This is a genomic window from Sphingopyxis sp. (assembly GCF_965279755.1).
Classification (GTDB): domain Bacteria; phylum Pseudomonadota; class Alphaproteobacteria; order Sphingomonadales; family Sphingomonadaceae; genus Sphingopyxis.
The window spans coordinates 521,601-548,252 of the sequence record NZ_OZ257261.1 but is presented as its reverse complement, the minus strand read 5'-3'; the positions used below and the strand labels follow the sequence as shown (position 1 = coordinate 548,252).

At 65.2% G+C, this 26,652-nt stretch carries 26 protein-coding genes; 18 read left to right on the top strand and 8 right to left on the bottom strand.

Annotation, left to right across the window (positions count from 1 at the left end):
* Nucleotides 1-47: 47 nt before the first annotated feature.
* The gene (locus tag ACQY80_RS02605) at nt 48-3,023 is read right to left on the bottom strand and encodes a TonB-dependent receptor (protein ID WP_428683361.1); all 2,976 of its coding nucleotides are present in this window, start codon (nt 3,021-3,023) and stop codon (nt 48-50) included.
* A 434-nt stretch (nt 3,024-3,457) separates the two neighbouring features.
* Between ACQY80_RS02605 and folE the strand changes: the two genes are divergently transcribed.
* The gene (gene folE, locus ACQY80_RS02600) at nt 3,458-4,054 is read left to right on the top strand and encodes a GTP cyclohydrolase I FolE (RefSeq protein WP_428683359.1); all 597 of its coding nucleotides are present in this window, start codon (nt 3,458-3,460) and stop codon (nt 4,052-4,054) included.
* 78 nt (nt 4,055-4,132) lie between these two features.
* Here folE and ACQY80_RS02595 read toward each other — a convergent pair whose 3' ends face one another.
* Entirely contained in the window at nt 4,133-4,756 is a 624-nt protein-coding gene (locus ACQY80_RS02595; protein WP_428683357.1) for a glutathione S-transferase family protein, read from the bottom strand.
* A gap of 22 nt (nt 4,757-4,778) precedes the next feature.
* Complete coding sequence (locus ACQY80_RS02590) at nt 4,779-5,759, bottom strand: NAD(P)H-quinone oxidoreductase (protein ID WP_428683355.1); 981 nt, start codon at nt 5,757-5,759, stop codon at nt 4,779-4,781.
* Nucleotides 5,760-5,903: 144 nt separating this feature from the next.
* On the opposite strand from ACQY80_RS02590, the gene ACQY80_RS02585 reads away from it, so the two are divergent.
* On the top strand, nt 5,904-6,101 hold the full coding sequence (locus ACQY80_RS02585) for a DUF1192 domain-containing protein (protein ID WP_428683353.1): 198 nt from the start codon (nt 5,904-5,906) through the stop codon (nt 6,099-6,101).
* Between the two features lie 43 nt (nt 6,102-6,144).
* A complete protein-coding gene (locus ACQY80_RS02580) occupies nt 6,145-6,414 on the top strand; it encodes a hypothetical protein (RefSeq protein ID WP_428683351.1) in 270 nt (89 codons plus the stop codon).
* A gap of 128 nt (nt 6,415-6,542) precedes the next feature.
* Here the strand turns inward: ACQY80_RS02580 and rplI are convergent, their stop codons facing one another.
* The 4 genes from rplI to ACQY80_RS02560 form a co-directional block, all read right to left on the bottom strand.
* Nucleotides 6,543-7,169, bottom strand: coding sequence for a 50S ribosomal protein L9 (gene rplI, locus ACQY80_RS02575; protein ID WP_428683349.1), 627 nt, complete (start codon nt 7,167-7,169; stop codon nt 6,543-6,545).
* Between the two features lie 13 nt (nt 7,170-7,182).
* A complete protein-coding gene (rpsR, locus tag ACQY80_RS02570; protein ID WP_037554562.1) occupies nt 7,183-7,407 on the bottom strand; it encodes a 30S ribosomal protein S18 in 225 nt (74 codons plus the stop codon).
* 11 nt (nt 7,408-7,418) lie between these two features.
* Entirely contained in the window at nt 7,419-7,784 is a 366-nt protein-coding gene (gene rpsF, locus ACQY80_RS02565; RefSeq protein WP_428683346.1) for a 30S ribosomal protein S6, read from the bottom strand.
* 158 nt (nt 7,785-7,942) lie between these two features.
* Nucleotides 7,943-9,328, bottom strand: coding sequence for a Mur ligase family protein (locus ACQY80_RS02560; protein WP_428683344.1), 1,386 nt, complete (start codon nt 9,326-9,328; stop codon nt 7,943-7,945).
* A 50-nt stretch (nt 9,329-9,378) separates the two neighbouring features.
* On the opposite strand from ACQY80_RS02560, the gene ACQY80_RS02555 reads away from it, so the two are divergent.
* The 4 genes from ACQY80_RS02555 to ACQY80_RS02540 all read left to right on the top strand — a co-directional run bounded on the left by ACQY80_RS02555 (nt 9,379) and on the right by ACQY80_RS02540 (nt 12,590).
* Nucleotides 9,379-10,206 carry an LD-carboxypeptidase gene (locus tag ACQY80_RS02555; RefSeq protein ID WP_428683342.1) on the top strand — a complete coding sequence of 276 codons (828 nt, stop codon included), beginning with the start codon at nt 9,379-9,381 and terminating at the stop codon, nt 10,204-10,206.
* 104 nt (nt 10,207-10,310) lie between these two features.
* Nucleotides 10,311-11,249, top strand: coding sequence for an ACP S-malonyltransferase (gene fabD, locus ACQY80_RS02550; RefSeq protein WP_428683340.1), 939 nt, complete (start codon nt 10,311-10,313; stop codon nt 11,247-11,249).
* 25 nt (nt 11,250-11,274) lie between these two features.
* On the top strand, nt 11,275-12,018 hold the full coding sequence (fabG, locus tag ACQY80_RS02545) for a 3-oxoacyl-[acyl-carrier-protein] reductase (RefSeq protein ID WP_428683338.1): 744 nt from the start codon (nt 11,275-11,277) through the stop codon (nt 12,016-12,018).
* A 32-nt stretch (nt 12,019-12,050) separates the two neighbouring features.
* Nucleotides 12,051-12,590: a hypothetical protein gene (locus ACQY80_RS02540; protein ID WP_428683336.1), complete on the top strand. Its 540-nt coding sequence runs from the start codon at nt 12,051-12,053 to the stop codon at nt 12,588-12,590.
* Nucleotides 12,591-12,648: 58 nt separating this feature from the next.
* Here the strand turns inward: ACQY80_RS02540 and ACQY80_RS02535 are convergent, their stop codons facing one another.
* The gene (locus ACQY80_RS02535; protein ID WP_428683334.1) at nt 12,649-14,727 is read right to left on the bottom strand and encodes a TonB-dependent receptor; all 2,079 of its coding nucleotides are present in this window, start codon (nt 14,725-14,727) and stop codon (nt 12,649-12,651) included.
* A 193-nt stretch (nt 14,728-14,920) separates the two neighbouring features.
* Between ACQY80_RS02535 and ACQY80_RS02530 the strand changes: the two genes are divergently transcribed.
* The 11 genes from ACQY80_RS02530 to murD all read left to right on the top strand — a co-directional run bounded on the left by ACQY80_RS02530 (nt 14,921) and on the right by murD (nt 26,648).
* Nucleotides 14,921-15,892 (top strand): cysteine synthase A, encoded by a 972-nt coding sequence (locus ACQY80_RS02530; protein ID WP_428683332.1) that lies wholly within the window; start codon nt 14,921-14,923, stop codon nt 15,890-15,892.
* On the top strand, nt 15,889-16,245 hold the full coding sequence (locus ACQY80_RS02525) for a hypothetical protein (protein ID WP_428683330.1): 357 nt from the start codon (nt 15,889-15,891) through the stop codon (nt 16,243-16,245). Before ACQY80_RS02530 ends, ACQY80_RS02525 begins: the two co-directional genes overlap by 4 nt.
* Nucleotides 16,242-17,390 (top strand): Gldg family protein, encoded by a 1,149-nt coding sequence (locus tag ACQY80_RS02520; protein ID WP_428683328.1) that lies wholly within the window; start codon nt 16,242-16,244, stop codon nt 17,388-17,390. The genes ACQY80_RS02525 and ACQY80_RS02520 overlap by 4 nt, the downstream gene beginning before the upstream one ends.
* Nucleotides 17,391-17,685: 295 nt before the next feature.
* Complete coding sequence (locus tag ACQY80_RS02515) at nt 17,686-18,186, top strand: division/cell wall cluster transcriptional repressor MraZ (protein WP_428683326.1); 501 nt, start codon at nt 17,686-17,688, stop codon at nt 18,184-18,186.
* Complete coding sequence (gene rsmH, locus ACQY80_RS02510) at nt 18,183-19,175, top strand: 16S rRNA (cytosine(1402)-N(4))-methyltransferase RsmH (RefSeq protein WP_428683324.1); 993 nt, start codon at nt 18,183-18,185, stop codon at nt 19,173-19,175. The genes ACQY80_RS02515 and rsmH overlap by 4 nt, the downstream gene beginning before the upstream one ends.
* Nucleotides 19,169-19,762: a hypothetical protein gene (locus ACQY80_RS02505; RefSeq protein WP_428683322.1), complete on the top strand. Its 594-nt coding sequence runs from the start codon at nt 19,169-19,171 to the stop codon at nt 19,760-19,762. The genes rsmH and ACQY80_RS02505 overlap by 7 nt, the downstream gene beginning before the upstream one ends.
* Entirely contained in the window at nt 19,759-21,450 is a 1,692-nt protein-coding gene (locus ACQY80_RS02500) for a peptidoglycan D,D-transpeptidase FtsI family protein (protein ID WP_428683320.1), read from the top strand. The genes ACQY80_RS02505 and ACQY80_RS02500 overlap by 4 nt, the downstream gene beginning before the upstream one ends.
* Nucleotides 21,450-22,889 carry a UDP-N-acetylmuramoyl-L-alanyl-D-glutamate--2,6-diaminopimelate ligase gene (locus tag ACQY80_RS02495; RefSeq protein WP_428683318.1) on the top strand — a complete coding sequence of 480 codons (1,440 nt, stop codon included), beginning with the start codon at nt 21,450-21,452 and terminating at the stop codon, nt 22,887-22,889. The genes ACQY80_RS02500 and ACQY80_RS02495 overlap by 1 nt, the downstream gene beginning before the upstream one ends.
* Nucleotides 22,886-24,262: a UDP-N-acetylmuramoyl-tripeptide--D-alanyl-D-alanine ligase gene (locus ACQY80_RS02490; protein ID WP_428683316.1), complete on the top strand. Its 1,377-nt coding sequence runs from the start codon at nt 22,886-22,888 to the stop codon at nt 24,260-24,262. Before ACQY80_RS02495 ends, ACQY80_RS02490 begins: the two co-directional genes overlap by 4 nt.
* On the top strand, nt 24,262-25,332 hold the full coding sequence (gene mraY / locus ACQY80_RS02485; protein ID WP_428683314.1) for a phospho-N-acetylmuramoyl-pentapeptide-transferase: 1,071 nt from the start codon (nt 24,262-24,264) through the stop codon (nt 25,330-25,332). The genes ACQY80_RS02490 and mraY overlap by 1 nt, the downstream gene beginning before the upstream one ends.
* Nucleotides 25,329-26,648 carry a UDP-N-acetylmuramoyl-L-alanine--D-glutamate ligase gene (murD, locus tag ACQY80_RS02480; RefSeq protein WP_428683312.1) on the top strand — a complete coding sequence of 440 codons (1,320 nt, stop codon included), beginning with the start codon at nt 25,329-25,331 and terminating at the stop codon, nt 26,646-26,648. The genes mraY and murD overlap by 4 nt, the downstream gene beginning before the upstream one ends.
* The last annotated feature ends 4 nt before the right edge of the window (nt 26,649-26,652 follow it).

Here is a 26,652-nt window from a genome sequence, read left to right as displayed (position 1 = left end):
GGGTTTTTCTTTGGCTTGCGATCCTTTCTGGACCGCTGGCCGGGAGTTTAGAACTTCACGCCGGCCGCGATGCCATAGCGGCGCGGTTCGAGGGTGAAGACGTTGGTGTAGTTACCCGACGACTGGTCGGTGATGTAGAGGCCGGTCACGCTGGCCGAATTGAACAGGTTCTGGATGAACCCCTTCACATACCATTTGTCGTCGGCGCCATTCAGCTGCATCTGCGCGTTGACCTGGGCATAGCCTTTGATCTTGTTGACGTTGCCGTTGAAGATGCTGCCATAGCTCTCTCCGGTATAGGCAAGGTCGAAGCGCGGAACGAGCGTCATGTCGCCGAGGTGGGCGGTGTACTGAACGCCGGCGCTGAACTTGTAGTTCGGAGCCTGCGGCAGCTGGTTGCCCTTGATGTTGACGGGAATGCCGGCCGAGAAATACTGGATCCCGCCGAAGTTCGCGGGGTTGAGACCCGCCGCCGCGAAGGCACCCGATGCGGCCGCTTCCATGACCGAACAGATGCTGAAAGCACCCGTCGAGGCGATGCCACCGTCGGACGGGAAAGCCGTCGTCGGGCGCAGACCGGCACCTGCCGCAACACCGGGGACGAAGCCGCCGTTGATCACGTTCTGCACGCCGTTCACGAAGGCGTTGACCCCCGCTGCGTTGCCCGACGTCGATCCGACGGCGCAGTTCGCGGCGTTCGTGATATCCTTGATGATCACGGCATCTGCACGGCCGCCACCGAAATCGCGCGGATTGCTGGTGAACTTGTCTTCGGACACCTTCGTGTGAAGGTAGCTGAAGCCGAGGTTGATCACCCAGTCCGGGTCGGGCCGGACCATGCCTTCGACTTCGAAGCCATAGATGTCGGCGCTGACATTGTCGTTGACCGCGGTGCGGGCGACGATCTTGCTGAGCTGGAGGTCCTTGTACTTGTAGTAGAAGGCCGTGAGGTTCAGCGTCAGCGCGCCGTTGCCGAAGGTGTTCTTCGACCCGATTTCGAAGGCGTCGACCTGTTCGGGCTTGAACGATTCGGGCACCGAGAAGATCGGCTGCAGCGGCGGGTTGATACCGCCCGACTTATAGCCCCGCGAATAGGAGGCATAGAGCAGGTTGTCGTCGGTCACCTTGAAGTCGAGCACCGCTCGGCCGGTCAGCTTGTTGAACTTCACGCTGCGTGCCTGGATGATTTGATTGCCCGGCGTGCCGGGATCGGCGTCGAAGGATCCGACGAACGGCGACGCGAAAATGTCACCGGTCAGGCTGTGCGGAACAAGGAAGCTCGCCAGCGTCGAACGCGCCGTCACGCTTTTCTTGTCATTGTTGTAGCGCAGGCCCGCGGTCAGCTTCAGGCGATCATTGAACTCGAAATAGGCTTCGCCGAAGAGGCCGTAGGACTTGATGCTCAGGCTGTCGGTGTTGTTGCGGAAGAACGGCGTGCCGAGGAACGACGGCGGCAGCGGGCCGCCGGCCGAGGCGGGGTTGGTCGCCGCGGTGAAGGCGCCGAGAACGCCGGTCAGATAGTCGATCGGGAAGGCGTTCACATAATAGCTGTTCTCGGTCAGCTTGTAGTCGGCATAGATACCGCCGAGCAGGAAGTTGAACGGTCCGTCGAAGTCGCTGGTCAGGATCGTTTCCGCAGACCAGCTGCTGTTATACTGGTTCGACCGGTCGAACTGGAGCGACTGGTCGCTACAGATCGAATTGCCGCCATAGACGCCCTGGCCGGTTTCTTCCGCCAGCGAGGTGCAAAGCTGGCCGGTCGGTCCGTTCGGGATGATCGCCGCGGCGACCGGTGCGAAATAGGGCGTAAACGCTGCGCCAAGTGCCCCATTCGCTGCTGCCTGCAAGGTCGCGAGGCCGGTCGCGTACAGCGCCCGGTTGCCGACATTGCTGTTATAGTCCTGCGACGCGTCGAGCTTGACCTTCTGATACTGGCCGGAAACCTGCAGCGAGATCGGGCCGAAATTATGCTCGATCTGACCCTGCAGCGTCAGTTCGCTGGTGAAATAGCTCGGCGTATAGGCGGTGTTGACCGTCCGGGCGTCGTCGGGAATCGTCGTGTTGGCATAGATGTCGGTGCCATAGAGGCTACCGAGCGCGAAGCCCGCAGGAATGCCGCGGATTGCCAGGAATTCACGCGATGTCAGCGCCGCGGTAAAGGTCGCATTGGCATTGAACGGCGAATTGTCGAGGCGGTTGTTCAGACAGCCGAGGATGCCGGTCGGGTCGCGCTGGCACAGCTGCTTCTGGATACGCGTGCGCTGATCGCGCTCGTGGAAATAGGAGGCGAGCAGGTCGATCGTCGTGTCGGGGCTCGGTTCCCAGCGGAATGAACCACGGACCGAATAAAGGTCGCGATCGTCGATGCGGGTGTTGAGGAAGGTGTTCTTCGTGTAGCCGTCGCGGTTCAGATAGATGCCCGCGATGCGGAAGGCCATGGTGTCGCCAAGGGGGATGTTGACCATCGCCTTGCCCTTCATGGAATCATAATTTCCATATTCGGCTTCGGCGGCAGCTTCGAAGGTGCCGAGCTTGGGCTTCGCAGTGATCACGTTGACCACGCCCGAGGTCGCGTTGCGGCCGAACAGCGTGCCCTGCGGACCACGCAGCACTTCGACGCGTTCAAGGTCGAAGAATTCGGTTTCGAACAGGCGGGTCGAAAACAGCGGGTCGCCGTTCAGGTGGATTGCGGTCGCGCTGTCGCAAGTCGTGCCGACGCAAAGGTCGCCGATGCCGCGGATGGTGAAGCTGGCGCCCGTGAAGTTCGTCTTGGTGAAGGTGACGTTTGGCAGCGTCAGCTGAAGATCCGACGGTGTCTTGATCTGCTGTGCTTCGAGCGCTTCCGACGAAAAGGCGCTGACGGCGATCGGCACGTCCTGCAACCGTTCCGATTGACGCTGTGCGGTCACGACGATTTCGCCCCCGAAAGCGTCGCGTTCGGTTCCCGCCGTATCCTGCGCATAGGCTGGTGTCGCCACCGCCATCGCCACGACCGACGTGCCGATAAGTCCTTTGAACTTCATCTACATCCTCCCTTTTTCGAACCCGCGTTTACGGGCCGCCCAAATCATATTTGTGCTTAAAGGGGAGGGGCAGTAACCAGACGTGGCAAAGGGCGCCGTGCCGAAGCGGCCAGGTGCCTGCGAAAATCCCGCTTGCCAGCTGTGCTGGTCATCGTCCTCTCCCTCCGGCGTCGGGGAATACGCCGGCATCTCCGGATTACGGTCCGCTTGGGCGAACTCTGTAATGAACCAAAGGTGCGCCGAGTTGACGAAAGCGTCAAGTCACTTGTTGCCGCCAAAAGCCGCAGAAATTCAGGCGAGTCTCAAAGCTGGAAAAACCCCGATTCCGCAACGTAAACTTCCCGGGGCCCACGAAAATCTTGCGTATCCGGGGTTGCGCATCGTCTTTTTCACGCCGAAATGTGCGGCATCGATGCAACAGTGAAGGCAGGGTGATGACAAAGGTGGAACTGGGCCCCGACGGCAAGCCCGTCGTCCCGGCAGAGGTGCTGGGCGCGGTCCGGACGCTGATCGAATGGGCCGGCGACGATCCGTCGCGCGAGGGTCTGGTCGACACGCCCCGTCGCGTTGCGCGGGCGTGGCTGGAATATTGTCAGGGATATGACGAGGATCCGGCTATCCACCTGTCGCGCACTTTCGAAGAGGTGGGCGGTTACAATGAACTTGTGCTGCTGAAGGACATTCCGTTCCAGTCGCATTGCGAGCACCATATGGCGCCGATCACGGGTAAGGCCTCGATCGCCTATATGCCAAGGGACCGCGTCGTCGGTATTTCGAAGCTGGCTCGCGTGCTGAACGGCTATGCGCGGCGGTTGCAGGTACAGGAAAGGCTGACGGCCGAGGTTGCGCGCTGCATCTGGGACAATTTGCATCCGCATGGCGTCGCGGTGGTCATCGACGCGCAGCATGGCTGCATGACCGGGCGCGGCGTCCGTACACCGGGCGTCGGAATGGTGACGAGTCGTCTGCTCGGATGTTTTCTCGACGACGAGCGCAGCCGCAAGGAAGTGCTCGCGCTGATGGGTTATTGAAGGCGGCGGGTTAGGGTCAGGACCCTAGGGGCCGGCTGCGGATGAAGGGTCCGGAAACGGTCGTTCCCGGACCTTCCGTTACGTCTCAAACGGGGCAAAGCCGGGCGTGCTCTCTACCTTTGCGATCCACGCCTGCACCGCCGGATAGTCGGCCAGCGAAAACAGCCCGCTATCCTCGGCGACATGCGTATAGGCATAAAGCGCGATGTCGGCGATCGAGAGGCTTTGCCCCGCGAACCATTGGTGCAACGCCAGATGCTCGTCCATCAGCGCGAGCGCGGCCTTCCCGGCCTCCTGCTTCACCGGCACCAGCGCGCGCTGCAGGTCGGTGAAATTCTCCTCGCCCACCCAGCGCATCCAGAAGCGCACGGTCGCGACATTCGGTTCGTGATTATATTGTTCGAAGAACATCCAGCGCAGCATGTCGGCGCGGTCGAAGCGGTCGTCCGGTACCAGCCGCGTTCCCTCGGCCAGCCAGAAGCAGGCGGCGTTGCTTTCGGGCAGGAACCGGTCGCCTATCTGCAGCACCGGGATACGCCCGTTCGCGTTGACCTGTTCCAGAAAAGCGGGCGTCCGCGTCTCTCCCTTCATGATGTCATATTCGCGCCGGTCAAGCGGCTGGTCCAACAGGGCGGCGGTCAGCCGGATCTTGTAGCAATTGGCGCTCGCCGCATATTCGTGCAGGATCGGTCGCTCGCTCATCATGACCTCCCGTGCTTCGCGCCTATCCCACCGTCAGTACGATCTTTCCGACATGCGCGCCGGCCTGCATCCGCGCGTGCGCGGCGGCGGCTTCGGCAAGCGGGAAGCTCTGGTCCATCGCGGGCTTCCAGCCTCCCTCGGCCAGACGCGGCCAGAGCGTGCGGTGGATCTCGTCGGCGAGCAGCGCCTTGAAATCGGCACTGCGCGCGCGGAGCGTCGAGCCGGTCATCGTCAGGCGGCGGCGCATCAGCTGCGAAATGTCGATCTCGACCTTCGCGCCGCGCTGGAAGGCGATGGTGACGTGGCGACCATCCTCGGCGAGGCATTCGAGGTTGCGCGGCACATAGTCGCCGCCGACCATGTCGAGCACGACCTCCACTCCCTTGCCGCCGGTGAAGACCTTCACCGCCTCGACATAATCCTCGCTCGAATAATCGACCGCCAGACCGGCGCCGAGCGCGCGCGCGGCGTCGCATTTGTCGGCGCTGCCACAGGTGACGATCGTCCGGATCCCGAAGAGCTGGCAAAGGCCGATCGCGGTCGTGCCGATGCCGCTGGTGCCGCCGTGGATCAGCGCCGTCTCCCCTTCGCGAACATAAGCGCGTTCGAACAGATTGTGCCAGACGGTGAAGACCGTTTCGGGCAGCGCCGCGGCCTCTGCCATCGAAAATCCGCCCGGCACCGGCAGGCAGCTACCGACCGGCGCAACGCAATATTCGGCATAGCCGCCGCCGGCGACCAGCGCGCAGACCGACTGGCCGAGCAATTCGGGATCGTCGCCCGGCCCGACCGCGACGACGGTGCCCGCGATCTCCAGCCCCGGCAGGTCGGACGCGCCGGGGGGCGGGGGATAGAAGCCCATGCGCTGGAGGACATCGGGGCGGTTAACGCCCGCCGCGGCAACCCGGATCAGCACCTCGCCCGGTCCGGGCTGCGGTACCGGCCGCACCTCCGGCACCAGTACCTCGGGCCCGCCGGGCTCGCGGATGGTGATGGCAGTCATGGTCGCAGGCAGGCTAGTCACTGAAATTCCCCCACTTTGGTCCGGGTGTCCCCACAACGCCCTTGCCCCGCCTTATTGACAGAGGTGCGACACGGGTCAACAGTTGCGCGCCTTGATCAGGGACCGCGAGAGAAAGGACGCATCATGGACGACGACGACCTTCCCCGCCGCCGCGACGACACCCTCACCGCGCTGACCCGGCAATCGCTCGACCCCTTGTCGCTCGAGGAACTGGATGACCGGGTCGCCGTGCTCGAAAACGAGATCGAACGGATAAAGGCGCATAAAGCGGCGGCAACCGGCCACAAGGCCATTGCGGAATCGCTGTTCAAAAAGAAATAGCGGCTGCCTTGCCGCGCCCTCCCGTCTGGCGCCATAAGGCACAATGGATTTCGACGATCAGCTCCGCCGCTATTTCGGCACCGCCGACCTGGCAGCGATTCACCCGGAGGCGCATGCTGCGGGCACCGAACGCATGCGTGTCGACTTCGGCCTCGAAGCCAACCCCGGCCGCCGCTTTGCCTTGTGGGCGCTGATGTACATGCTCGGCGTTGCGCCGGATCTCGACGTCGCGTTCAAGGATGAGGGCGAGCGCAACACGGCGCGCGATTTCATGGATATGGTCGACCGGGCGGGAGACGGTGACGGCGAGTGACGACGAAGCCGGCTACGTCCTTCACCCGAAGCCATCATCCATCTCCGCCCCGCCACCAAAGAAAAAGGGCTCCGGAACACGAGGTCCCAGAGCCCTTTTCTGTCTCTTGCGAGAGGAGGGGAAGAAGCTTAGGCTTCTTCGCCTTCGTCCGCAGCGTCCTCGACGGCGACGTCCGACGGAGCGGCGTCCACGTCGTCGAATTCGTCTTCGCTGTCGGGCTCGAGCGCCGAGGCGACCGCTTCAGCCTGTTCTTCTTCGAACATGGCGGCGATCACATCGATGCCCTGCTTCTGCATCTCGGCTTCGTCCGGCGAGCGGGCGACGTTGACGCTGACGGTCACGACCACCTCGGGGTGCAGCTTTACCTTGACGTCGAACAGGCCAAGCGATTTGATCGGGCGTTCCAGCTCGACCATCGACTTGGTGATGTTCGTCGCGCCGTCCTCGATCAGTGCGTCGATGATGTCGCGCACCGAAACCGAGCCGTAAAGCTGGCCGGTGTTCGACGCCTGACGGATCAGGACGACCTGCTTGCCGTCGATATCCTTGGCGCGACCTTCGGCGTCGGTACGACGTTCGGCGTTGTCGGCCTCGATCTTGCTGCGGTTTGCTTCGAACAGCTTGCGGTTCGCGTCGTTCGCGCGCAGCGCCTTGCTGTTCGGGAGCAGATAGTTACGGGCAAAGCCGTTCTTGACGGTGACGACGTCGCCGATACCGCCCAGTTTCTCGATACGTTCGAGCAGGATGATTTCCATCGGTCCGCCCTCCTTACTTCACAATGTAGGGGAGCAGGCCGATGTGGCGCGAGCGCTTGATCGCCTTTGCCAGCTCACGCTGCTTCTTGGTGGACACCGCGGTGATCCGCGACGGGACGATCTTGCCACGCTCCGACAGGTAACCCTGGAGCAGGCGGACGTCCTTGTAATCGATGACCGGTGCGTCCTTCGCGCTGAAGGGGCAGGTCTTGCGGCGGCGGAAAAAGGGTCGTGCCATGGTCGTTATCCTTATTCTTCGCCGTCGCGGTCACGGCCGCGGCCGCCCCGACGTTCCTGCTTGCGCATCATTGCCGACGGACCCTTTTCGAGTTCATCGACCTTGATCGTCATCCAGCGAATGATGTCTTCGTTGATCGCTGCCTGACGTTCGATTTCCGCGACGGCTTCGCCCGGCGCTTCGACCGACAGCATCGCGTAATGACCCTTGCGGTTCTTCGCGATCTTGTAGGCGAGCTGCTTCAGGCCCCAGGTTTCGGTCTTGTGGACCTCACCCTTATATTCGGTCACGATATTCGTAACGCCTTCGGCGAGCGCATCGACCTGAGCCTGGCTCAGATCCTGACGCGCGATAAATACATGCTCGTAAAACGGCATGGTTTGCGTCCTTCAATTTGGCCGATCGCTGATTTCGCGCCAATCGCGAAACCCCTCCGGCTGTCGTCCGGCTTTGCGTATTGGTGCAAAGCAAACGGGGCGAATGGCACGTGGCCTCGCCCCGAATGAGCGCGCCTATACAGATTCGCGGGCGAAAATCAAGCGCGGCCGAGCTTTTCCAGCAGTTCACGCCCGAACTCGGTAAGCGTGTCGTCGCGCGCGCCGAGGATCAGGATGCGGTCGCCGGTCTTCGCTTCGTCCAGCATCGCCGCGCCGCATTCGGCGCGGGTGGTCAGGTGCACCGCGTCGGCGCCGCCCCCGACGATATCGGCAACCAAGGCTTCGCTGCCGGCGCTGCGATCAACGGTGCCGCCGAAATAGACCGGATCGCTGACATAGAGCCTGTCGCCGTCGCGCATTCCGCTTGCGAAGCTCGCGGCAAGTTCCTTGCCCATCTGGCGAAGCGGGCCATAGCCGTGCGGCTGAAAGAAGAGGAGGGCGCGTCCGGGCAGCTCGGCGACCGCGGCAAGCGTCGCGGCGACCTTGTCGGGGTTGTGCGCGAAATCGTCGATGACGGTGACGCCGTTCGTCTGACCCAGCACCTCGTAACGGCGCGCGAGCCCCGCGAAATCGGCGAGGGCCTCGACCGCCTGCGCGACCGGAATGCCTGCGGCGTGCGCGGCCGCGATCGCGGCGAGGGCGTTGGCGGCATTGTGGCGGCCGGGCATCCGGAGCCTCGCCTGACGGGCCGTGCCGTCTGCGTGGACCATGAAGCGGCACCCGTCGGGTAGCGGCTCGAAGTCGGTGCCGCGTATTACGGCACCTTCCGCGAAGCCGAAGCTTGCGACGTTGGCACCGCCGATCAGCGGCGCTGATTCCGCATCGTCGGCATTGATCACGGCGACGCGCGCCTTGGCGGCGAAGTCGCCGAACAACTGGTGTAGTTCGGCGAGGCTCTTGTGATCGAGGCTGATATTGGTGACGACGGCGACGTCGGGCCGGTAAAGCGCGATCGATCCGTCGCTTTCGTCGACCTCGCTGACATAGGTCGCGGCATCGCCGACCAGCGCGCTCGCGAACGGCATCTGGTCATTGGCGAAGTTGCGCATCACGGCACCATTCATCACCGTCGGCCTGCGGCCCGCGCTTTCGAGAATCCAGCCGATCATGCCAGTAACGGTCGATTTGCCGCTGGTGCCGCCGACGCCGATGGCTGACCCGGCCGCGTTGAACAGCGCCGCGTTGAGGTCGGCGCGCGTCATGCGGGCAAGGCCGAGGGCATTTGCTGCCGCGATGTCCGGCACGCTATCCTCGACCGCTGCCGAAGCAACGAGCGTCTGGCCCGCGGCGACGCCGCTGCCGTCCTGCGCGAAAAGCGCGATACCCTGCCGCTCGATCCAGTCGAATTTCCCCGGTGTACGGCCTTGGTCGCGGCTCCGGTCCGATCCCGAAACCGCACTGCCGCGCGCGGCAACGATCATCGCGAGCGGCAGCATTCCGGACCCGCCGATGCCGCAGAAGAAATAGGGTTTGTTTTCGGCCATGCCCGCGCGTTATGGCCTCGCCGCAGGCTTGGCAAGGCAGGGGAAGTGACATGCGTATCGGGATCGTCGCGCCGTCGACCCCCATCCTGCCCGACGATGCGGAGGCGGCGCGCGCGATCGCAGCGCTGGGCTATCCGGGGGTCGAGCTGGTTTTCGACGAGCAATGTTTCGCGGTGCATGGCCATTTCGCCGGCGAGGACGGGCACCGCTTCGCCGCGCTCGTCGACATGGCGAACCGCCCCGATATCGAGGCGGTCTGGTTCGCGCGCGGCGGCTATGGCGCGTGCCGCATCGCCGAGGACGCGGTCGCGGCGATGACCCCCGCCGCGCGCGGCAAGGCATTCCTCGGCTATTCGGATCAGGGCAATCTGCTCGGCTGCCTCTATCGCGAGGGTTTCGATCATGTCGCGCACGGGCCGATGGTCGCCGACATCCGCCGCGACGGGGGCGATGCTGCGGTGGCGCGCGCGCTCGACTGGCTAGTCGCTCGCGATCCCGCCGCGTGCGAGCAGGGGCTGGAGCATGGCGCGCGCCACGCGGCGTTCAACCTGATGACGCTGTCGATGCTGCTCGGCACCCCGCTCGAGCCCGACCTCACCGGTCATGTGCTGATCGTCGAGGAGGTCAGCGAATATCTCTATGCCTTTGACCGCGCGTTCTTCCACGTTGCGACCTGTCTGGGGCCGCGCGGGCTGGCGGGCATCCGCCTCGGCCGCGTCAGCGATGTGCCCGAGAACGACCGGCCCTTCGGCTTGGATCCTGAGGAAATCGCACGCGACTGGTGCGCGCGGACGGGCATCGCATGGCTCGGCCGGGCGGACATCGGCCACGATGCGGCGAACAAGGTCGTGCCCTTCGGCTTGCATCGCGCGGGGTGAAGGAATAGGCGCTTGCCCTTCCGTCATCCCAGCGAAAGCTGAGATCGCTGGAGTGACAATGCAACCGACCCCAGCTTTCGCTGGGATGACGAGTAGGAAATTTCATGCGCGCATTTATTTTTCCGGGTCAGGGCAGCCAGGCCGTCGGCATGGGCAAGGCACTCGCCGACGCTTCGCCGGTCGCGCGCGAGGTATTTCAGGAAGTCGACGACGCGCTGGGGCAGAAACTGTTCCAGCTGATGAGCGAAGGGCCCGAGGATCAGCTGACCCTCACCGAAAACGCCCAGCCCGCGATCATGGCGAACGCGATCGCAACGCTGCGCGTGCTCGAAAAGGAAGGCGGCGTGACGCTGTCGGCCAAGGCCGATTATGTCGCGGGGCACAGCCTCGGCGAATATAGTGCGCTCTGTGCCGCGGGCGCCTTCGATCTTGCGACCACCGCACGCCTTTTGAAGACGCGCGGGCAGGCGATGCAGGCGGCGGTGCCCGTCGGCATCGGCGCGATGGCGGCGCTGCTCGGCGCCGATATCGAGACCGCGCAGAAGCTTGCCGATGCCGCGGCCGAAGGTGAAATCTGCACCGTCGCCAACGACAATGACCCGTCGCAGGTCGTGATCTCGGGCCACAAGGGCGCGGTCGAACGCGCGGTCGCGCTGGTCAAGGATTATGGGATCAAGCGCGGTGTGCTTCTGCCCGTCTCGGCGCCCTTCCACTGCCCGCTGATGCAGGCTGCCGCCGACGCGATGGCCGAAGCTTTGGGCGCCAACCCGCCCGCTGCACCGCTCGTGCCGGTTGTGGCGAACGTCACGGCCAGCCCGGTCAGCGACGCAGAGACGATCCGTGACCTGCTCGTCCAGCAGGTCACCGGCCGTGTCCGCTGGCGCGAAAGCGTTGCGTCGATGGAAGATATCGGCGTCGGCCAGTTCGTCGAGTTTGGTGGCAAAGTGCTCTCGCCGATGGTCAAGCGCAGCGCGTCGGGCGAAGTCGAGACGGTCAGCCTGATTTCGATGGACGACATCGAAGCGCTGCTCAAGACGCTTTAAGATACAGATTTCAGGAGAAAATCAGATGTTCGATCTCACCGGCATGACCGCCCTTGTCACCGGCGCCTCGGGCGGTATCGGATCCGCCATCGCGCAGGCACTGGCGGCGCAGGGCGCGCGGCTTGCGGTTTCGGGATCCAACGCCGACAAGCTGAGCGCCTTTCGCGATACGCTCGGCGGTGATCATGTTGCGCTGCCGTGCAACCTTGGCGATGCGGCGGCGGTCGATGCGCTCGTTCCTTCGGCCGTCGACGCACTGGGCGGCAAGCTCGACATCCTCGTCAACAACGCCGGCGTCACGCGCGACAATCTGATCATGCGGATGAAGGACGAGGAGTGGATGGACGTCATCCGCATCAACCTCGAAGCCAATTTCCGCCTCGCACGCGCTGCGGCCAAGCCGATGATGAAGGCGCGTTTCGGGCGCATCATCTCGATCACCAGCGTCGTCGGCGCGACCGGCAATCCGGGGCAGGCCAATTATGCTGCGTCGAAGGCCGGGGTCACGGGCATGACCAAGGCGCTGGCGCAGGAACTGGCGAGCCGCGGCGTGACGGCCAACTGTGTTGCACCGGGTTTCATTGCCACCGCGATGACTGACGATCTGCCCGACGCGCAGAAGGAAGCGCTCAACCAGCGCATTCCCGCAGGCCGGATGGGCGAGGGGAGCGATATTGCCGCCGCCGTGGTCTATCTCGCGTCAAAGGAAGCCGGCTATGTCACCGGCCAGACCTTGCATGTGAACGGCGGGATGGCCATGCTCTCCTGAGGGTTGTTCTCTCTGGGGGTAAAGGCATTTCGATGATCAGAAACTGGATGGCCGGCGCGGCACTCGCGTTGGCGGCGATGCCCGGCGCGGCTTTGGCGCAGGACGGCGCGAAGCTGGATTGCGTTGCCACCTCTTCGACGCCCGACTTCAAGGCGCAGGTCGGCGCGGCGATGGCCGGTGCCGGCGACGCGGCGTCGCGCGATGCGCTGTTCAAGCAATTGGGCACGATCGTCGATGCCTGTGTGACGCAGCATGGAATCGCCGATGAAAACAAGGCGACCTATTTCGACTACAGCCTTGCGCGCATTTCGCGCGAATGGCTGGTCGGCGCCATTGCGAAATCGAAGCTGCAGGCAAGCGTCGTCGACAAGGCGCTCGACTTCGGTCCGCGCGGCGCCAATCCCGATCTGACGGGGGAGATGAGCGACGAGCAGATCGGGAAGATCGTCGGCGCCTATATCGACGCGGGCATCGATATCGAGACGGTCGACGAGACAGTTTGGGAAAAGGTCGGAGCCTATGCGGCCGCAACCTCGATCTATTGGATCAAGCGCAAGAGCCTGCCCTATTGACCCTTAGTCGGCCGGATCCGGGAGGCGCCGGATCCGGCCGTAGCCCTGCGAGCGGAGATCAGAAGCTCGCGCGGGCGGTAAGGCGGATGTCGCGGCCGGCGAGCGGCACATAATCCTTGGTGAAGCTCGCGTGGCGGCGGGCATCGACGTCGAGGATATTGTCGGCGGAGAGCGTCAGCGACAGGTTCTTCGTATCGGGCAGCGGGCGCCAGGTCAGCGAGGCGTTGACCAGCGTAAAGCCCTTGGTCGACGTCTCGAACGGCGCGATGCGGTTCTGGTCGTCGTTCCATTCGACCTCGGCGCGCACGTCGATCCGTTCGCTCGAGGCTTCAAGCCCGCCGCGGATGCGCAGCGGCGGAATGCGCGGCACATAAGGACCATCGACGATCTTCGCGCGCGTCATGTCGGCGGTTGCGTCGGCGCCGATATGGAAGCCGCCGACCTGCGCGATCGGTGCGGTGCCTTCGAACTCGAAGCCCCAGACGCGGGCCTTGTTCTGACGGAATTCGAACACGGGCAGGTCGTCTTCGATCAGGCCGGTGTCGGTTTCATAGATGAAATTGTCGAACCAGCTCGCATAGCCGGTGAGGCCCGCCGACCAGCCGTCGCGCTTGTACTTCAGCGACGCTTCGCCGCCCCAGCTCGTTTCCTTGTCGAAGTTCGGATTGCCGCGCTCATAGGTCAGCGTGGCGGCGTGCGGACCGTCGGAGAGCAGTTCCTCCGCCGATGGCGCGCGTTCGCTGCGCGAGACCGAGATGCTGGCCTTCAGACCCTCGGCAAGCTGGTAGCTCAGCCCCGCGGCACCCGACAGGCTGCTGAACGAACGGTCGAAGCCGATGCTGTTCGCGGTCACCTTGGAATTTTCGAAGCGCAGCGCGCCCTCAAGCGTCACCGGGCCGCGTTCGAGTTCCTGCAGCGTGAAGGCCGCGATGCGCGTGGTTTCGTTCGCGGGGAGGAAGGCTTCGTCGCCGATCGCGGCGAAGTCGCGGAAGCTGTACTGGACGCCGCTCGCGCCGCGCCAGCCGCCGCGGTCGTTCTGCGCCAGCTCGGCGCGTGCCTCGATGCCGCGGTTGGTGAAGCGCGTGCCCGGCTGGCCATCGTCGAACTCGGTGTGGGCATAATCGGCATAGGCGCCGCGTACGCGCAGCTTGTCGAACAGGCCGTCACCCAGATTGACCTCGCCGCGCAGGTCGACGCGATACTGACGCGCCTTGATCGTTGGCACCTCGTCAATGTCAGCGCGCGGCGGGATGCCATAATCGTCCTGGAGATAGCCGAAGCTGATGCCGAGCGAACCGCCGTCGTCGATGAAGGCGGCGCCGACGCCCGCGCTCTTGCTCGTGCTCTGGCTGTTCGGCACCTTGCCGCGGCTGTTTGCCGCATCGGTGAGCCGCGCCGCCTCGTCGGCGTCGCCACCGGCCGTCGCGTCGGCGGCAAGGTCGAGCAGGTGGCCGCGCAGCGCGGGGGCATAGATCAGCCCGCCGACACGAACGTCGCCCGAATCGCGATAATTGCCGTCGGCATGGACGACGAAGCGCTCGCTGACCGGCACGTCGATGGAAGCGCCGATGCTCTTGTCATCGGCCGCGGTGCCATAGCCGGCGAGCGCATCGAAGTGCAGCGGAGCTTCGGGGATGCTGCGCGGAATACGGCGGTCGAAAACGTTGACCGCGCCGCCGACAGCCTGGCTCGAGAAGAGGAGGACCGATGGGCCGCGCAGGATTTCGATACGCTCGGCGGTCAGCGGGTCGATGGCAACCGCATGGTCAGCCGAGGTCGATGACGCGTCGATCGCGCCGAGCCCGTCAACGAGCACCGCGGCGCGTTCGCCCGAAAAGCCGCGCAGGATCGGGCGCGACGCGCCGGGGGAAAAGCTGCTCGACGAGACGCCAGGCTGCGAAGCGAGCGTATCGCCGATCTGCCCGCGGATGTCCTGAGCGAGTTTCTCGCCTTCCATGACGGTCACATTGCCAAGGATGTCGAGGCTGCGGACATAGGGCGCGGTCACTACGATAGGCTGGTCGGTGTGATAATCATCGTCGCCGGTCGGTTGCGGCGCCGGCGCCGCGCTCTGGGCAAAAGCGGGTCCGGAGATCATCAGGGCAAGGGTAATGCCGGCGGCGGAAAGCAGACGCATATGGGGAGATCCTGTTGTTCGGTGCGACAATTCGCGCCTCCAGTAATGATATACTGTTACAAGTGCAAGCCATGTGGGGCGCGCGGCATGTCGTTCATCGGTCATCATGCCCCGTTGGTCGACAAAGCCCGGTGATATGCGAAGCAAGCGAAGCTGTCTTGCGGCGCTCGGGGCGGCGCCCTAGATCAGGGGCATGACCATTGCGAAAACCAGCCTGGACCTGATCGGCAACACCCCGCTGGTGCTGCTCGAAGGGCCGAGTAAGGCCACCGGATGCGAAATCTGGGGCAAGTGCGAATATGCCAACCCCGGCGGATCGGTGAAGGATCGCGCGGCGCTCTATATCGTCCGTGATGCCGAAGCGAACGGCAGCTTACGTCCCGGCGGGACGATCGTCGAGGGGACTGCAGGCAATACCGGCATCGGGTTGGCGCTTGTCGCCAACGCGCTCGGCTACAAGACGATCATCGTCATGCCCGACAATCAGAGCGCCGAGAAAATGGCGACGATCCGTGCGCTGGGTGCCGAACTGGTGCTCGTCCCGCCCGCGCCCTTCGCCAATCCCGGCCATTTCGTTCACACCTCGCGCCGCATCGCAGAGGAAACCGACAATGCGATCTGGGCGAACCAGTTCGACAATATCGCGAACCGCAAGGCGCATATCTTCGGTACGGCCGAAGAGATCTGGGACCAGATGGAGGGCTGCATCGACGGCTTTACCTGCGCGGCGGGCACCGGCGGCACGATCGCAGGGACGGGGCTGGGGCTGAAAGCCAAGAGCGCCGATATCACGGTCGCGCTCACCGACCCGCACGGCGCCGGGCTTTTTAATTATTATCAGTGCGGCGAGTTGAAGCCCGAAGGATCGAGCGTCGCGGAAGGCATCGGCCAGAATCGCATCACCGCCAATCTGGAGGGTGCGCCGATCGATACGCAATTCCGCATTTCGGACGAGGAAGGACTCGCGGTCGTCCGGCAACTGCTCGACGAAGAGGGGCTTTGCCTGGGTCTGTCGTCGGGAATCAACGTCGCCGGAGCGATGGCGCTCGCGCGCCAGCTCGGTCCGGGCAAGCGCATCGCAACCATCCTGTGCGACAGCGGGTTTCGCTATCTTTCGACGCTCTACAATCCCGAGTGGCTGGTGAGCAAAGGACTGGCTGCATGACGAACGGCACGGCGCCGCAGGCGCCCACCAATGATTCGATGCGTCGGTTGCAGATCGGCATCGCCGGGGTACTCACCGTGCTGTTGCTCGTCGGCATGGCCGGCCTGATCGGCGATCGCGCGCGCGAAAATGCGGCGCAGGAAGCCGCTACCGCACAAGCGGTGGATCCGGGAGCTACGCAGAAGGCGGGCAGCGCGCCGCTTGAGGAATTGGGGGTTCAGCCGGTTTCGAAGGATCAGAACCAGACGAGCGACGTCAAGACGCCGCAGGCCGCGCCGCCGGCGCCGGCCTCGACGGTTCCCGATCTCGAGCCCGATCCGGCCCTTGCACGGGCGCGCCAATCGAAACAGTGAAGTCGCTCGCGGCGTCGACGCTCCGCGCGGCTGCTGCGGCCTTGCTGCTGCTCGTCCTCGCGTGGGGTGTGGGTGGGCAGGCACGGCTCGGGCGGATCGACCCGGTGCTTGCCTTTCCGCTGATGCCGCTGCCTGCTTTGCTGCTCGCATGGCTTCAGCTACGCGAGGCGCGGCGCGATCGCTGGCGGACGATCGGGTTGGCCGCCGCGTTTCTGCTGGTCGCGCAGGCTGGTCTGGCGCTCGCTCTTTCGGCGCGGCCGCCTTGGTTGCAGCTCGGGATGAGTTTGCCCGGCTGGACTCTCATTCTCTTCGCGGCCGACGCGCTGTTTCGGTGGCGCCGGGGCAGGGCGATCACCTGGCTCCTCGCCGCTGCGATCGTGGCGGGCTGGTTCGTGGGCGGGCACCGGCTGCTTGCGTCGCTCTATCGCCCCGCCGTCGCGCACGGTCCGTCCGCGACGATGCTGACCGGCCTGCCGCTCCGCTGGTCGGGCGGCACCGACCTTTCGGCGATGCTCGCGCAGGGGGCAAATGAAGATGCTGCGCTCCTCCGCCTGAGCGCGGCGGGACCGCTGCGGCTCGTTGACAGCCTGATCGACGATCCGCCGGTGCCCGGTGGCACGCTTCTGCTTGCGCATCCGCGCGCGCTCGCACCGCGCGAGCTCGTCGCGGTCGATGCCTTTGTACGCGGGGGCGGCCGTGCCGTCATCCTTGCGGACGCCCTGACCGCCTGGCCGATGCGGCATCCGCTCGGCGATCCGCGCAATCCGCCGGTCACCAGCCTGTTGACCCCGCTGCTCGACCATTGGGGCGTGACGCTGGGAACCGCGCCGGCCGGCAACCGGGGGGCGATGTCGGCCGATGTCGATGGCGCCCGGTTGCGGCTCGTCACCGCAGGTCGGTTCGAAACGCTGCCGCCGACGTGCCGACCCTATGCCGATCGTCATGTCGCGCATTGCCGGATCGGGCAGGGCGAGGTGTGGCTGGTGGGCGATGCCGACCTGCTCTTTGCCCCGCTGTGGCAGCCCGACCCCGAATGGGCGGATCATCTGCGCAAGGCCGACACGGCCGAGTGGCTCGGCGCCCGCCTGTGGCCCGATGCAGCGGATGCGGCGCTGCAGCCGCTGTGGATTCGCGGCGCCCGATAGGGTCAGGCCGAAGCTTTCCAGGTTTGCGACGGGGGTTCGATTCCCTTCACCCGCTCCATCTTCGGAGCACCCTTTGGCGTGCCGGAACCCGTCAGCGCGCTCATTTCACCCCGAAATCACCTATTTGGGGCGTGGAATCCCTATCTTGCCCTAAATTACCCCTTTTCACCCTGATAGAGTCTTGATAGGCAGGAAGCGGAGAGGGGCAATCTCCACCTGAGTCTTTCGGCGCGGAATCACTGATTCCGGGGACAGGAAACTATTGCCCGGTGGCGCGAGACGGGGGGCTTCAGCGATGGCAGTTGTGACGCCCGGTCGGTATTCGGGCACCAACTTCGCCGCGATCGATGGCAAGGGACGCATCGCCGTCCCCTCGCAGTTCCGCAACAATGTGCCCCTCAATGCGGACGGCCAGCGCGTGCTCTGGGTCGGCTTTCACGAAAAGCTGCCCTGCCTCGTCGCCTATGGGCAGGATCAATATGATCGCCTGTCGGAAGAGATCGAACGCGACCGCGACACCGCGCTCGCGCGCAACCTCGACTTCGACGAGGATGAGGCGTTCAAGAAGCGCTTCAGCTATACGGAGGCCTATACGCTCGACGACAGCGGGCGTTTTCTTCCCAACTTCACCGCGCGCGACCGTGTGGGCGAGGCCGGTGCGACCGCCTTCGTCGGGTCGGGCCGCCGGTTCGAGATATGGTGGCTGCCCAGCCTCGGCGAATGCGTCGAGGCCGACCCGGTGCTGAAGCGACTGGCATCGGCTTGGGAAGAAACGAAGGGGAAGGCGCGAAAGTGACCGATCTTTCCCCCGACCTTCCTCGGGATCCCCGCCATGATCCGGTCCTCCGCGAAGAAGTCATCGCCGCCCTAGCCATCGCTGCCGGTGAGCAGCATGTCGACGCGACCTTCGGTGCCGGTGGCTATACGCGTGCCATGCTGGCTGCGGGCGCCGACGTGATCGCCTGTGACCGCGATCCCGATGCGATCGCTGGCGGACAGGCGTTGATTGCCGAGGCGGGTGGCCGGCTGACGCTGCTCCACGGCCGCTTTGGCGAGATCGATCGTCTGCTCGCAGAACGCGGGATCGATGCGGTCGATGGCATTACCTTCGATATCGGGGTTTCCTCGATGCAGCTCGATCAGGTCGAACGCGGCTTCTCGTTCCAGAAGGACGGCCCGCTCGACATGCGAATGGCGCAGGAGGGCGAAAGCGCCGCCGACTGGCTGAACCGCGCCGACGAAGAAGAAATCGCCGACGTTCTCTTTCACTATGGTGACGAGCGGCAGTCGCGCCGTGTTGCGCGCGCGATCGTCGCCGCGCGCCCGCTGTCGCGCACCGGCGAACTCGCAACGGTGGTCCGCAAGGCGCTCCGCCATCCGCCGGGCGCGCCGAAAGACCCTTCGACGAAAAGCTTTCAGGCAATCCGCATCCACATCAACGGCGAACTCGACGAACTGGTCGACGGTCTGGCTGCTGCCGAGCGCGTGCTGCGTCCCGGCGGGCGGCTTGCAGTGGTCAGCTTTCACAGCACCGAGGATCGCATCGTGAAGAATTTCCTGCGCGAACGCAGCGGCGGCGACGCCGGCGGTTCGCGTCACCGGCCCGCGTCACACGCTCCGGCGCGGGCCGCAACTTTCGGTCCGCCGGCGCGCAAGGTGCGCCCGTCCAAGGCGGAAGAGGCGCGCAACCCGCGCGCACGCTCGGCGACGCTACGAAGCGCCGTTCGCACCAATGCCCCCGCCTGGCCCGGCCGGGAATCGACGAAGGAGTCCATGTCATGCTGATGGCGGCCCGAAAGCTGCAGGGGATCGGCTTGGTCCTGCTTGTACTCGTCTTTGCGATGGCGCTCTATCCCGTCTCGCTCAAGGTCGCGGCAACGCGCAGCGAGCTGACGCGTATCGAGCGCCAGATCGACCGGACCCGGGCGAACATCCGCTACCTCGAATCCGAACTCGCGGTGCGCGCCTCGATGCGCCAGCTCGAGCAATGGAACGCCGAAAGTTTCGGCTATTCGGCGCCGGTCGCCTCGCAATATCTGGAGAATGAACGCCAGTTGGCTTCGCTCGACCGCCTGCCACGCGCGCGCGGCGCCAACGAAGTCGCGCCGGTGCTTATGGCGATGGTAAGCCCGGTCGGCACGCCCGAGCGCGCCGCCGAGCCGGCAAAGCCTGTGAGCAAGGCTGCCGCGAAACCCGTCGTGCTGGCGCAGGCCGAAACCGGCGTGCGCAGCGATACCCCCGCGCGTCTGGCGCCGACGCGCCGCCGCGAACAGCTCAAGATGATCGAGGATCAGTTGCTGGCGGAATCGACGCTCGCCGACCTCAAACGCGCTGCGGCACGTGAGGCGAAGGAGGGCAAGTCGGCCCAATGAACACGCTGGTCGTCCGTCCGACCCGGGTACGAACCGCAGGGGTGCGGCAGCAGATATTGCTGACCGCGCAGCAGCGCCTGATGATGCTGATGCTGCTGTTCATGGCGGCCTTTTTTCTCGTTTCGATGCGGTTGCTCTATTTCGCGCTGTTCGACACCTCGTCGGGCGCGGGCAATGGTGCCGCAACCTTCATCCCGGCGCGCGCTGACATCGTCGACCGCAACGGCGTTCCGCTGGCGCGCACGATCGATGGCTATTCGATCCGTGTTGTGCCGTCGAAGCTGCTCAACAACCGGCAATATCTGGCCGACGAGCTGGTCAAGATCTTCCCCGACACCCCGCGCGAAGAGTTTGTCGCGAAGCTGTCGGGTTCGAAGCCGACCTACATCCGCCGCCGTGCGCTGCCCGATCAGGTCGCGGCGGTGAACGCGATCGGCGACGTCGGTTTCGACTTCCCGCGCGAGAAGGAGCGGCTCTATCCGCAGCTCAGCCTGGCGGCGCAGGTGCTCGGCTTCACCGATGCGCAGGGTCATGGTGTCACCGGGATCGAGGGCGCGTTCGAGAAGCAACTCACCGACAAGGCGACGCGCGGCAGTCCGCTGACGCTGTCGATCGACGCGCGTGTCCAGGGCGTGCTGGAAAGCGAACTTTCGAGCGCGGTAACGAATCTGGAGGCGATCGGCGGCGCGGGCGTCATCCTCGACGTCCATACCGGCGAAGTGCTGGCGATGACCTCGCTGCCCACCTTCAACCCGAACAAGCTGGTCGCTGCGGACGCCGCCGGCCGCCGCAACGCGGTGACCTATAATCTCTACGAGCTCGGTTCGACCTTCAAGCCGCTGTCGATCGGTGCCGCGATCGACGATGGCGTCGTGACCAGCATGGCGCGCCGCTATGACGCCAGCGCACCGCTGGCGATCGCGGGTTTTCGCATCCGCGACAGCCATCCGGGGCGCTGGTACAATGTGCCCGAAACGCTGATTCAAAGCTCGAACATCGCGACCGCGCGCATCGCCGACGAACTCGGCCGCGAAAAGATGGAGACGCTGTTCCGCAGCCTCGAATTCAACAAGCGGCCGGAAATCGAGCTGAAGGAGCGCGCCTTTCCGCTCTGGCCCAAGGATTGGGGCCGGCTGACCACGATGACCACCGCCTATGGCCACGGCATCGCGGTGACTCCGCTGCATCTTGCAAGCGCCTATGCGGCGCTCGTCAACGGCGGCATCTGGCGCCCGGCGACGCTGGAAAAGCTGGGCGACAAGGCGCCGCCGCAGGGCCGCCGCGTATTCAAGGCCTCCACCAGTGCGCGGATGCGCCAGCTGCTCCGCCTGATCGTGACCGACGGCACGGGCAAGCAGGCCGACGCGCCGGGTTTCCGCGTCGGCGGCAAGACGGGCAGCGCCGAGAAGCCCGGCGTCGGCGGTTATCGCCGCACGTCGGTGGTGGCGACCTTTGCCGCCGCCTTCCCGATGGACAATCCGCGCTACGTCATCGTCGCGATGGTCGATGAGCCCAAGGGCAATGCCTATAGCTCGGGTCAGCGCACCGCCGGCTGGACGGCGGCGCCGGTCGTCCGCAAGGTCGTGATGCGCGCCGCGCCGATGCTCGGCGTCTTCCCCAACGAAACCCGCGACGTCGATGTGTCCGAACTCATTCCTCTCGTGCGGAGAGACGGGGAAATCGAATAATGCGCCTCGCCGCACTGCTCGACGGTCATGGTCTGGCAGGGACGGACCCGGTCGTGACCGGGCTCGCGATCGACCATCGCAAAATCGCACCCGGCACGATCTTCGGCGCATTCGTCGGTGAGAAATTCAACGGCGAGGATTTCATTGCCGCAGCGATCGAGGCGGGCGCAATCGCGATCGTCGCGCGGCCCGAGGCGAAGGTCGAGGGTGCGGTCCACATCGCCGATGCCAACCCGCGCCGCGCCTTCGCGCATATCGCCGCACGTTTCTTTCACCGCTTCCCAGCTACCTGCGTCGCGGTGACGGGGACCAACGGCAAGACATCGACCGTCGAAATGACGCGTCAGTTGTGGCGGATGGCAGGGTTTCATGCTGCCTCGATCGGCACGCTGGGCATCACCACCTCGAACGACAGCGCCTCGACCGGGCTGACGACCCCCGACATCGTGACCTTCCTGTCCAACATGTCGGGTCTGGCGGCTGAGGGTGTCACGCATGCGGCGTTCGAGGCGTCGAGCCACGGGCTCGACCAGTATCGCACCGAGGGACTGACGGTGAAGGCGGCTGCTTTCACCAATCTCAGCCACGACCATCTCGATTATCATGGGACGATGGACGCCTATCTGAAGGCGAAGCTCCGCCTGTTCACCGAGGTTGTCGAGCAGGACGGCACGGCGGTCGTCTGGGCCGACGACGACTATTCGTCGGCGGTGATCGATGCGGTGAACGCGCGCGGCGTCCGCCTGATGACCGTCGGCGCGAAGGGCGAAACCCTGCGCCTCGTCGCGCGCGAGCCGACCCAGCTTGGCCAGTCGCTCGTCATTGCGGCGGGTGATCATACGCAAAAGGTCGATCTTCCCCTTATCGGCGCCTATCAGGTCGCCAACGCGCTCGTCTCCGCGGCGCTCGTCATCGCCACTGGCGGTAACGCGCAGCAGACGCTCGCCAATCTCGGGCGGCTCCAGCCGGTGCGGGGCCGGCTGGAACGCGCTGCGATCTCGCGGACCGGCGCGCCCGTCTATGTCGATTACGCCCATACGCCCGACGCGATCGAGGCGGCGCTTGACGCGCTTCGCCCGCATGCGGCCGGTCGGCTGATCCTTGTCTTTGGCGCGGGCGGCGACCGCGATCAGGCGAAGCGCCCCGAAATGGGCAAGGTCGCTGCGGCAAAGGCCGACGTGCTGATCATCACCGACGACAATCCGCGGGGAGAAGATCCGGCATCCATCCGCGCCGCAATTGCCGCGGGCGCACCGAGGGCGCAGGTGATCGGCGATCGCCGCGCCGCCATTGCGGCTGCCATCGCCGAGGCAAAGGCCGACGACATCGTCTGCATCGCCGGCAAAGGGCATGAACAGGGGCAGATTGTCGGGCGCGGCGACGATATGCGGGTCATTCCTTTCGACGATGTAGCGGCCGCGCGCGAGGAGGCGGCATGAATCCGCTCTGGACCGCCCGCGCCATTGCGGCTGCCACCGGCGGCACCGCCAGCGCCGACTTCACCGTGCAGGGCGTCGCTTTCGATTCGCGTGAGGTGACGAAGGGCGACCTGTTCGTCGCGATGAAGGGCGAAGTCGCCGACGGCCATCAGTTCATCGACAGGGCGATTGCAGCAGGCGCATCGGGTATCGTTTGTGAGACCGACATCGCCCATCCGCATGTCCGCGTCGCAGACAGCGCCGCCGCGCTGAACGCCCTCGGCATCGCGTCGCGCGCGCGTAGCCATGGCCGGATCATTGGCGTCACCGGATCGGCCGGCAAGACCGGAACCAAGGAGGCTCTGTTCGCCGCGCTCGACCGCTTCCGTCCCGGTAAGGCGCATCGATCGGTCAAGAGCTACAACAACCATGTCGGCGTTCCACTCAGCCTGTCGCGCATGCCATCGACCTCCGATTTCGGGGTGTTCGAGATGGGGATGAATCATGCCGGGGAACTCGCCGCGCTGACGCGGATGGTCCGCCCGCATGTCGCGATCGTCACCACCATCGCCCCTGCGCACATGGAATTCTTTGGCAGCGAAGAGGCGATCGCCGACGCGAAGGGCGAGATTTTCGAAGGGCTGGAACCCGGCGGTACCGCAATCGTGCCGTTCGACAGTCCGCATTATGCGCGGCTCCGCGCGAAAGCCGCACAGTATGCGGCGCATGTCGTCAGCTTTGGTCTCGGCGAGGGCGCCGACGTGCGCGCGGTCGACTGGTTGTCCGACGGACAGGGCGGTTCGCTCGTCACCGCGCAGGTGCAGGAGGCGCTCCTCTGCTTCACGATCGCGCAGGCGGGCGCACATTGGGTATCGAACGCGATGGCCGTCCTTGCTGCGGTGAAAGCGGTCGGCGGCGATCTGCCTGCGGCAGGGCTGGCCTTTGCCGAGATGGGCGGGCTTGCCGGCCGCGGCGCGCGCCACAGGGTCGCCGTGCCCGGCGGCCATATCCTTGTCATCGACGAAAGCTACAACGCCAATCCGGCTTCGATGGCAGCGACGATCGGGCAACTCGGCAGCGAATCCGGGGACCGCAAGGTCGCGATTCTCGGCGCGATGAAAGAGCTCGGGCCGGGTGGAGAGGCTTATCATGAGGGGCTCGCCGCTCCGCTCGTCGCGGCAGGGGTGCAATTCGCCCTGCTTGTCGGCGAAGAGATGGCGCCGCTCGCCAAAGCGCTTGAGGGGCGTATCGATTTCGAGCATGTGGCCGCCCACTCGGCGGCGGTCACGCGGCTGAAGGACTTGATCCGCCCCGGCGACACGGTGCTGGTCAAGGGATCGAACAGCGTCGGCCTGTCACACGTTGTGACGGCGCTGATCAACGGGGACAATTGATGCTATATTGGCTGGCGGAGTGGCTGGGCTTTCCGGGGGCTTTGAACCTCATCCGCTACCTGAGCTTCCGCTCGGGCGCTGCGGTCGCGACCGCGCTCATCATCGGCCTGTGGATCGGGCCGCGTTTCATCCTGATGCTGCGCATGCGGCAGGGGAAGGGGCAGCCGATCCGCGACGACGGCCCGCAAAGCCACCTCGCGAAAAAGGGCACGCCGACCATGGGCGGCCTGATGATCCTGATCTCGCTGATGATTTCGGCCCTGCTCTGGATGGATCTGTCGAACCGATTCGTCTGGGCCTGTCTGTTCGTCACCGGCGGCTTCGCGGCGGTCGGCTTTCTCGACGATCTGGACAAGGTTACCAAGGCCAGCCACCGCGGGATTCCGGGACGAATCCGGCTGCTCATCGAGTTCGTGATCGCGGCTGTCGCGGTGCTGTTGATCGTGTCGCGCACCGGCACCGACCTCTATCTGCCCTTCTTCAGCAATGTCGTGATCCCGATGGGGCCGCTCTATTATGTCTTCGCGATGGTCCTGATCGTCGGCTTCGGCAATGCCGTGAACCTGACCGACGGTCTCGACGGCCTCGCCACCTTCCCGGTGATCATTGCCAGCCTGGCCTTCCTCGTCATCGTCTATCTCTCGGGGAACGTGAAATTCGCGGGCTATCTGGGGATTCCGCACGTTCCCGGCGCCGGCGAGCTGGCGATCTTCGCCGCCGCGATCATCGGCGCTTGCCTGGCCTTCCTGTGGTTCAACGCGCCCCCGGCGGCGGTGTTCATGGGCGATACCGGCAGCCTCGCGCTCGGCGGCGCACTCGCGACGATCGCGGTCACCGCGCAGCATGAGCTGGTGCTTGTCATCATCGGCGGGCTGTTCGTGGTCGAGGCACTGTCGGTGATCATCCAGGTCTTCTGGTACAAGCGCACCGGCAAGCGCGTCTTTCGCATGGCGCCGATCCATCATCATTTCGAGCAGCTCGGCTGGCCCGAATCGACCGTGGTGATCCGCTTCTGGATCGTCTCGATCGTTCTGGCGCTCGCGGGGCTTGCGACGCTCAAGCTCCGGTGATCACCTCGCGTGCCTTTGCCGGCCGCCGCTATGCGGTGCTGGGGCTGGCGCGCTCGGGCCTCGCGACTGTCGAGGCGCTCGTCGCCAGCGGCGCCGGCGTGACCGCGTGGGACGACCGCGAGAATGCGCGCGACGAGGCGATGATGCTCAACGCCGACATCGGCGATCCGCTGACCATCGATCTTGTCGGCTTCGCGGGTGTCGTGGTGTCGCCGGGCGTCCCGCTCAACCGCCATCCGATCGCGGCTCATGCGCGCGAGGCACATGTTCCGGTGCTCGGCGATGTCGAACTCTTTGCCGAGGCGCGCGCCGATCTGCCGCCACACAAGGTGGTCGGGATCACCGGCACCAATGGCAAGTCGACCGTGACGGCGCTCGTGACCCACATGCTCGAAAGCGCCGGCGTGCCGACGCTGATGGGCGGCAATATCGGCCTGCCGATCCTCAGCCGCGATCCGCTGACCCCAAATGAAAACGGCGTGGGCGTCTATGTGCTCGAGCTGTCGAGCTATCAGATCGACCTTGCGCACAGCCTGGCGTGCGACGTCGCGGTGCTCACCAACCTGACCCCCGACCATCTCGACCGTTATGACGGCTTCGCGGGCTATGCGGCATCGAAAGCGCGGCTCTTCTCGCTGCAGCACCGCGATCAGGTCGCGATCGTTGCGGTCGACGACGATCCGTCGAAGATGATCGCGGGGCGCATCAACCACCGCCTCCACCGCGTCTCGGCAAAGGATATCGATCCCGTCGACCAGACGCGCTGGCCCGCGTTGCAGGGACCGCACAATGCGCAGAATGCCGTTTGCGCGATCGCCGTCTGCCGCGCTCTCGGCCTGGACGACGAACAGATCGAGCATGGTCTCGCAACTTACAAAGCGCTTCCGCACCGTATGGAATTGGTCGGCGAAGCCGCTGGTGCCCGCTGGTTCAACGACAGCAAGGCGACCAACGCGGCTTCCGCTGCACCGGCGCTGGCGGCCTTTCCGCCGGCGCCGGACCAGCGTCTGCACTGGATTGCCGGGGGGCAGGCCAAGGGCGACGGGCTGGACGCCTGCCGCCCCTGGTTCCCGCACGTCAAGCGCGCCTATCTGATCGGCGAGGCGATGGACGCTTTCGCCGCCGAGATCGGCGACGCAATCCCGGTCGACCGGTCGGGCGATCTGGCGATGGCGGTGGCGCATGCGGCGGCGGCGGTCGAGCCGGGTGATATCGTCCTGTTGTCGCCCGCCTGCGCGTCGTTCGATCAGTTCAAGGATTATGAGCAGCGCGGTGACCGCTTCCGCGAGCTGGTCCAGGCATTGGGGCATGGATGACGAT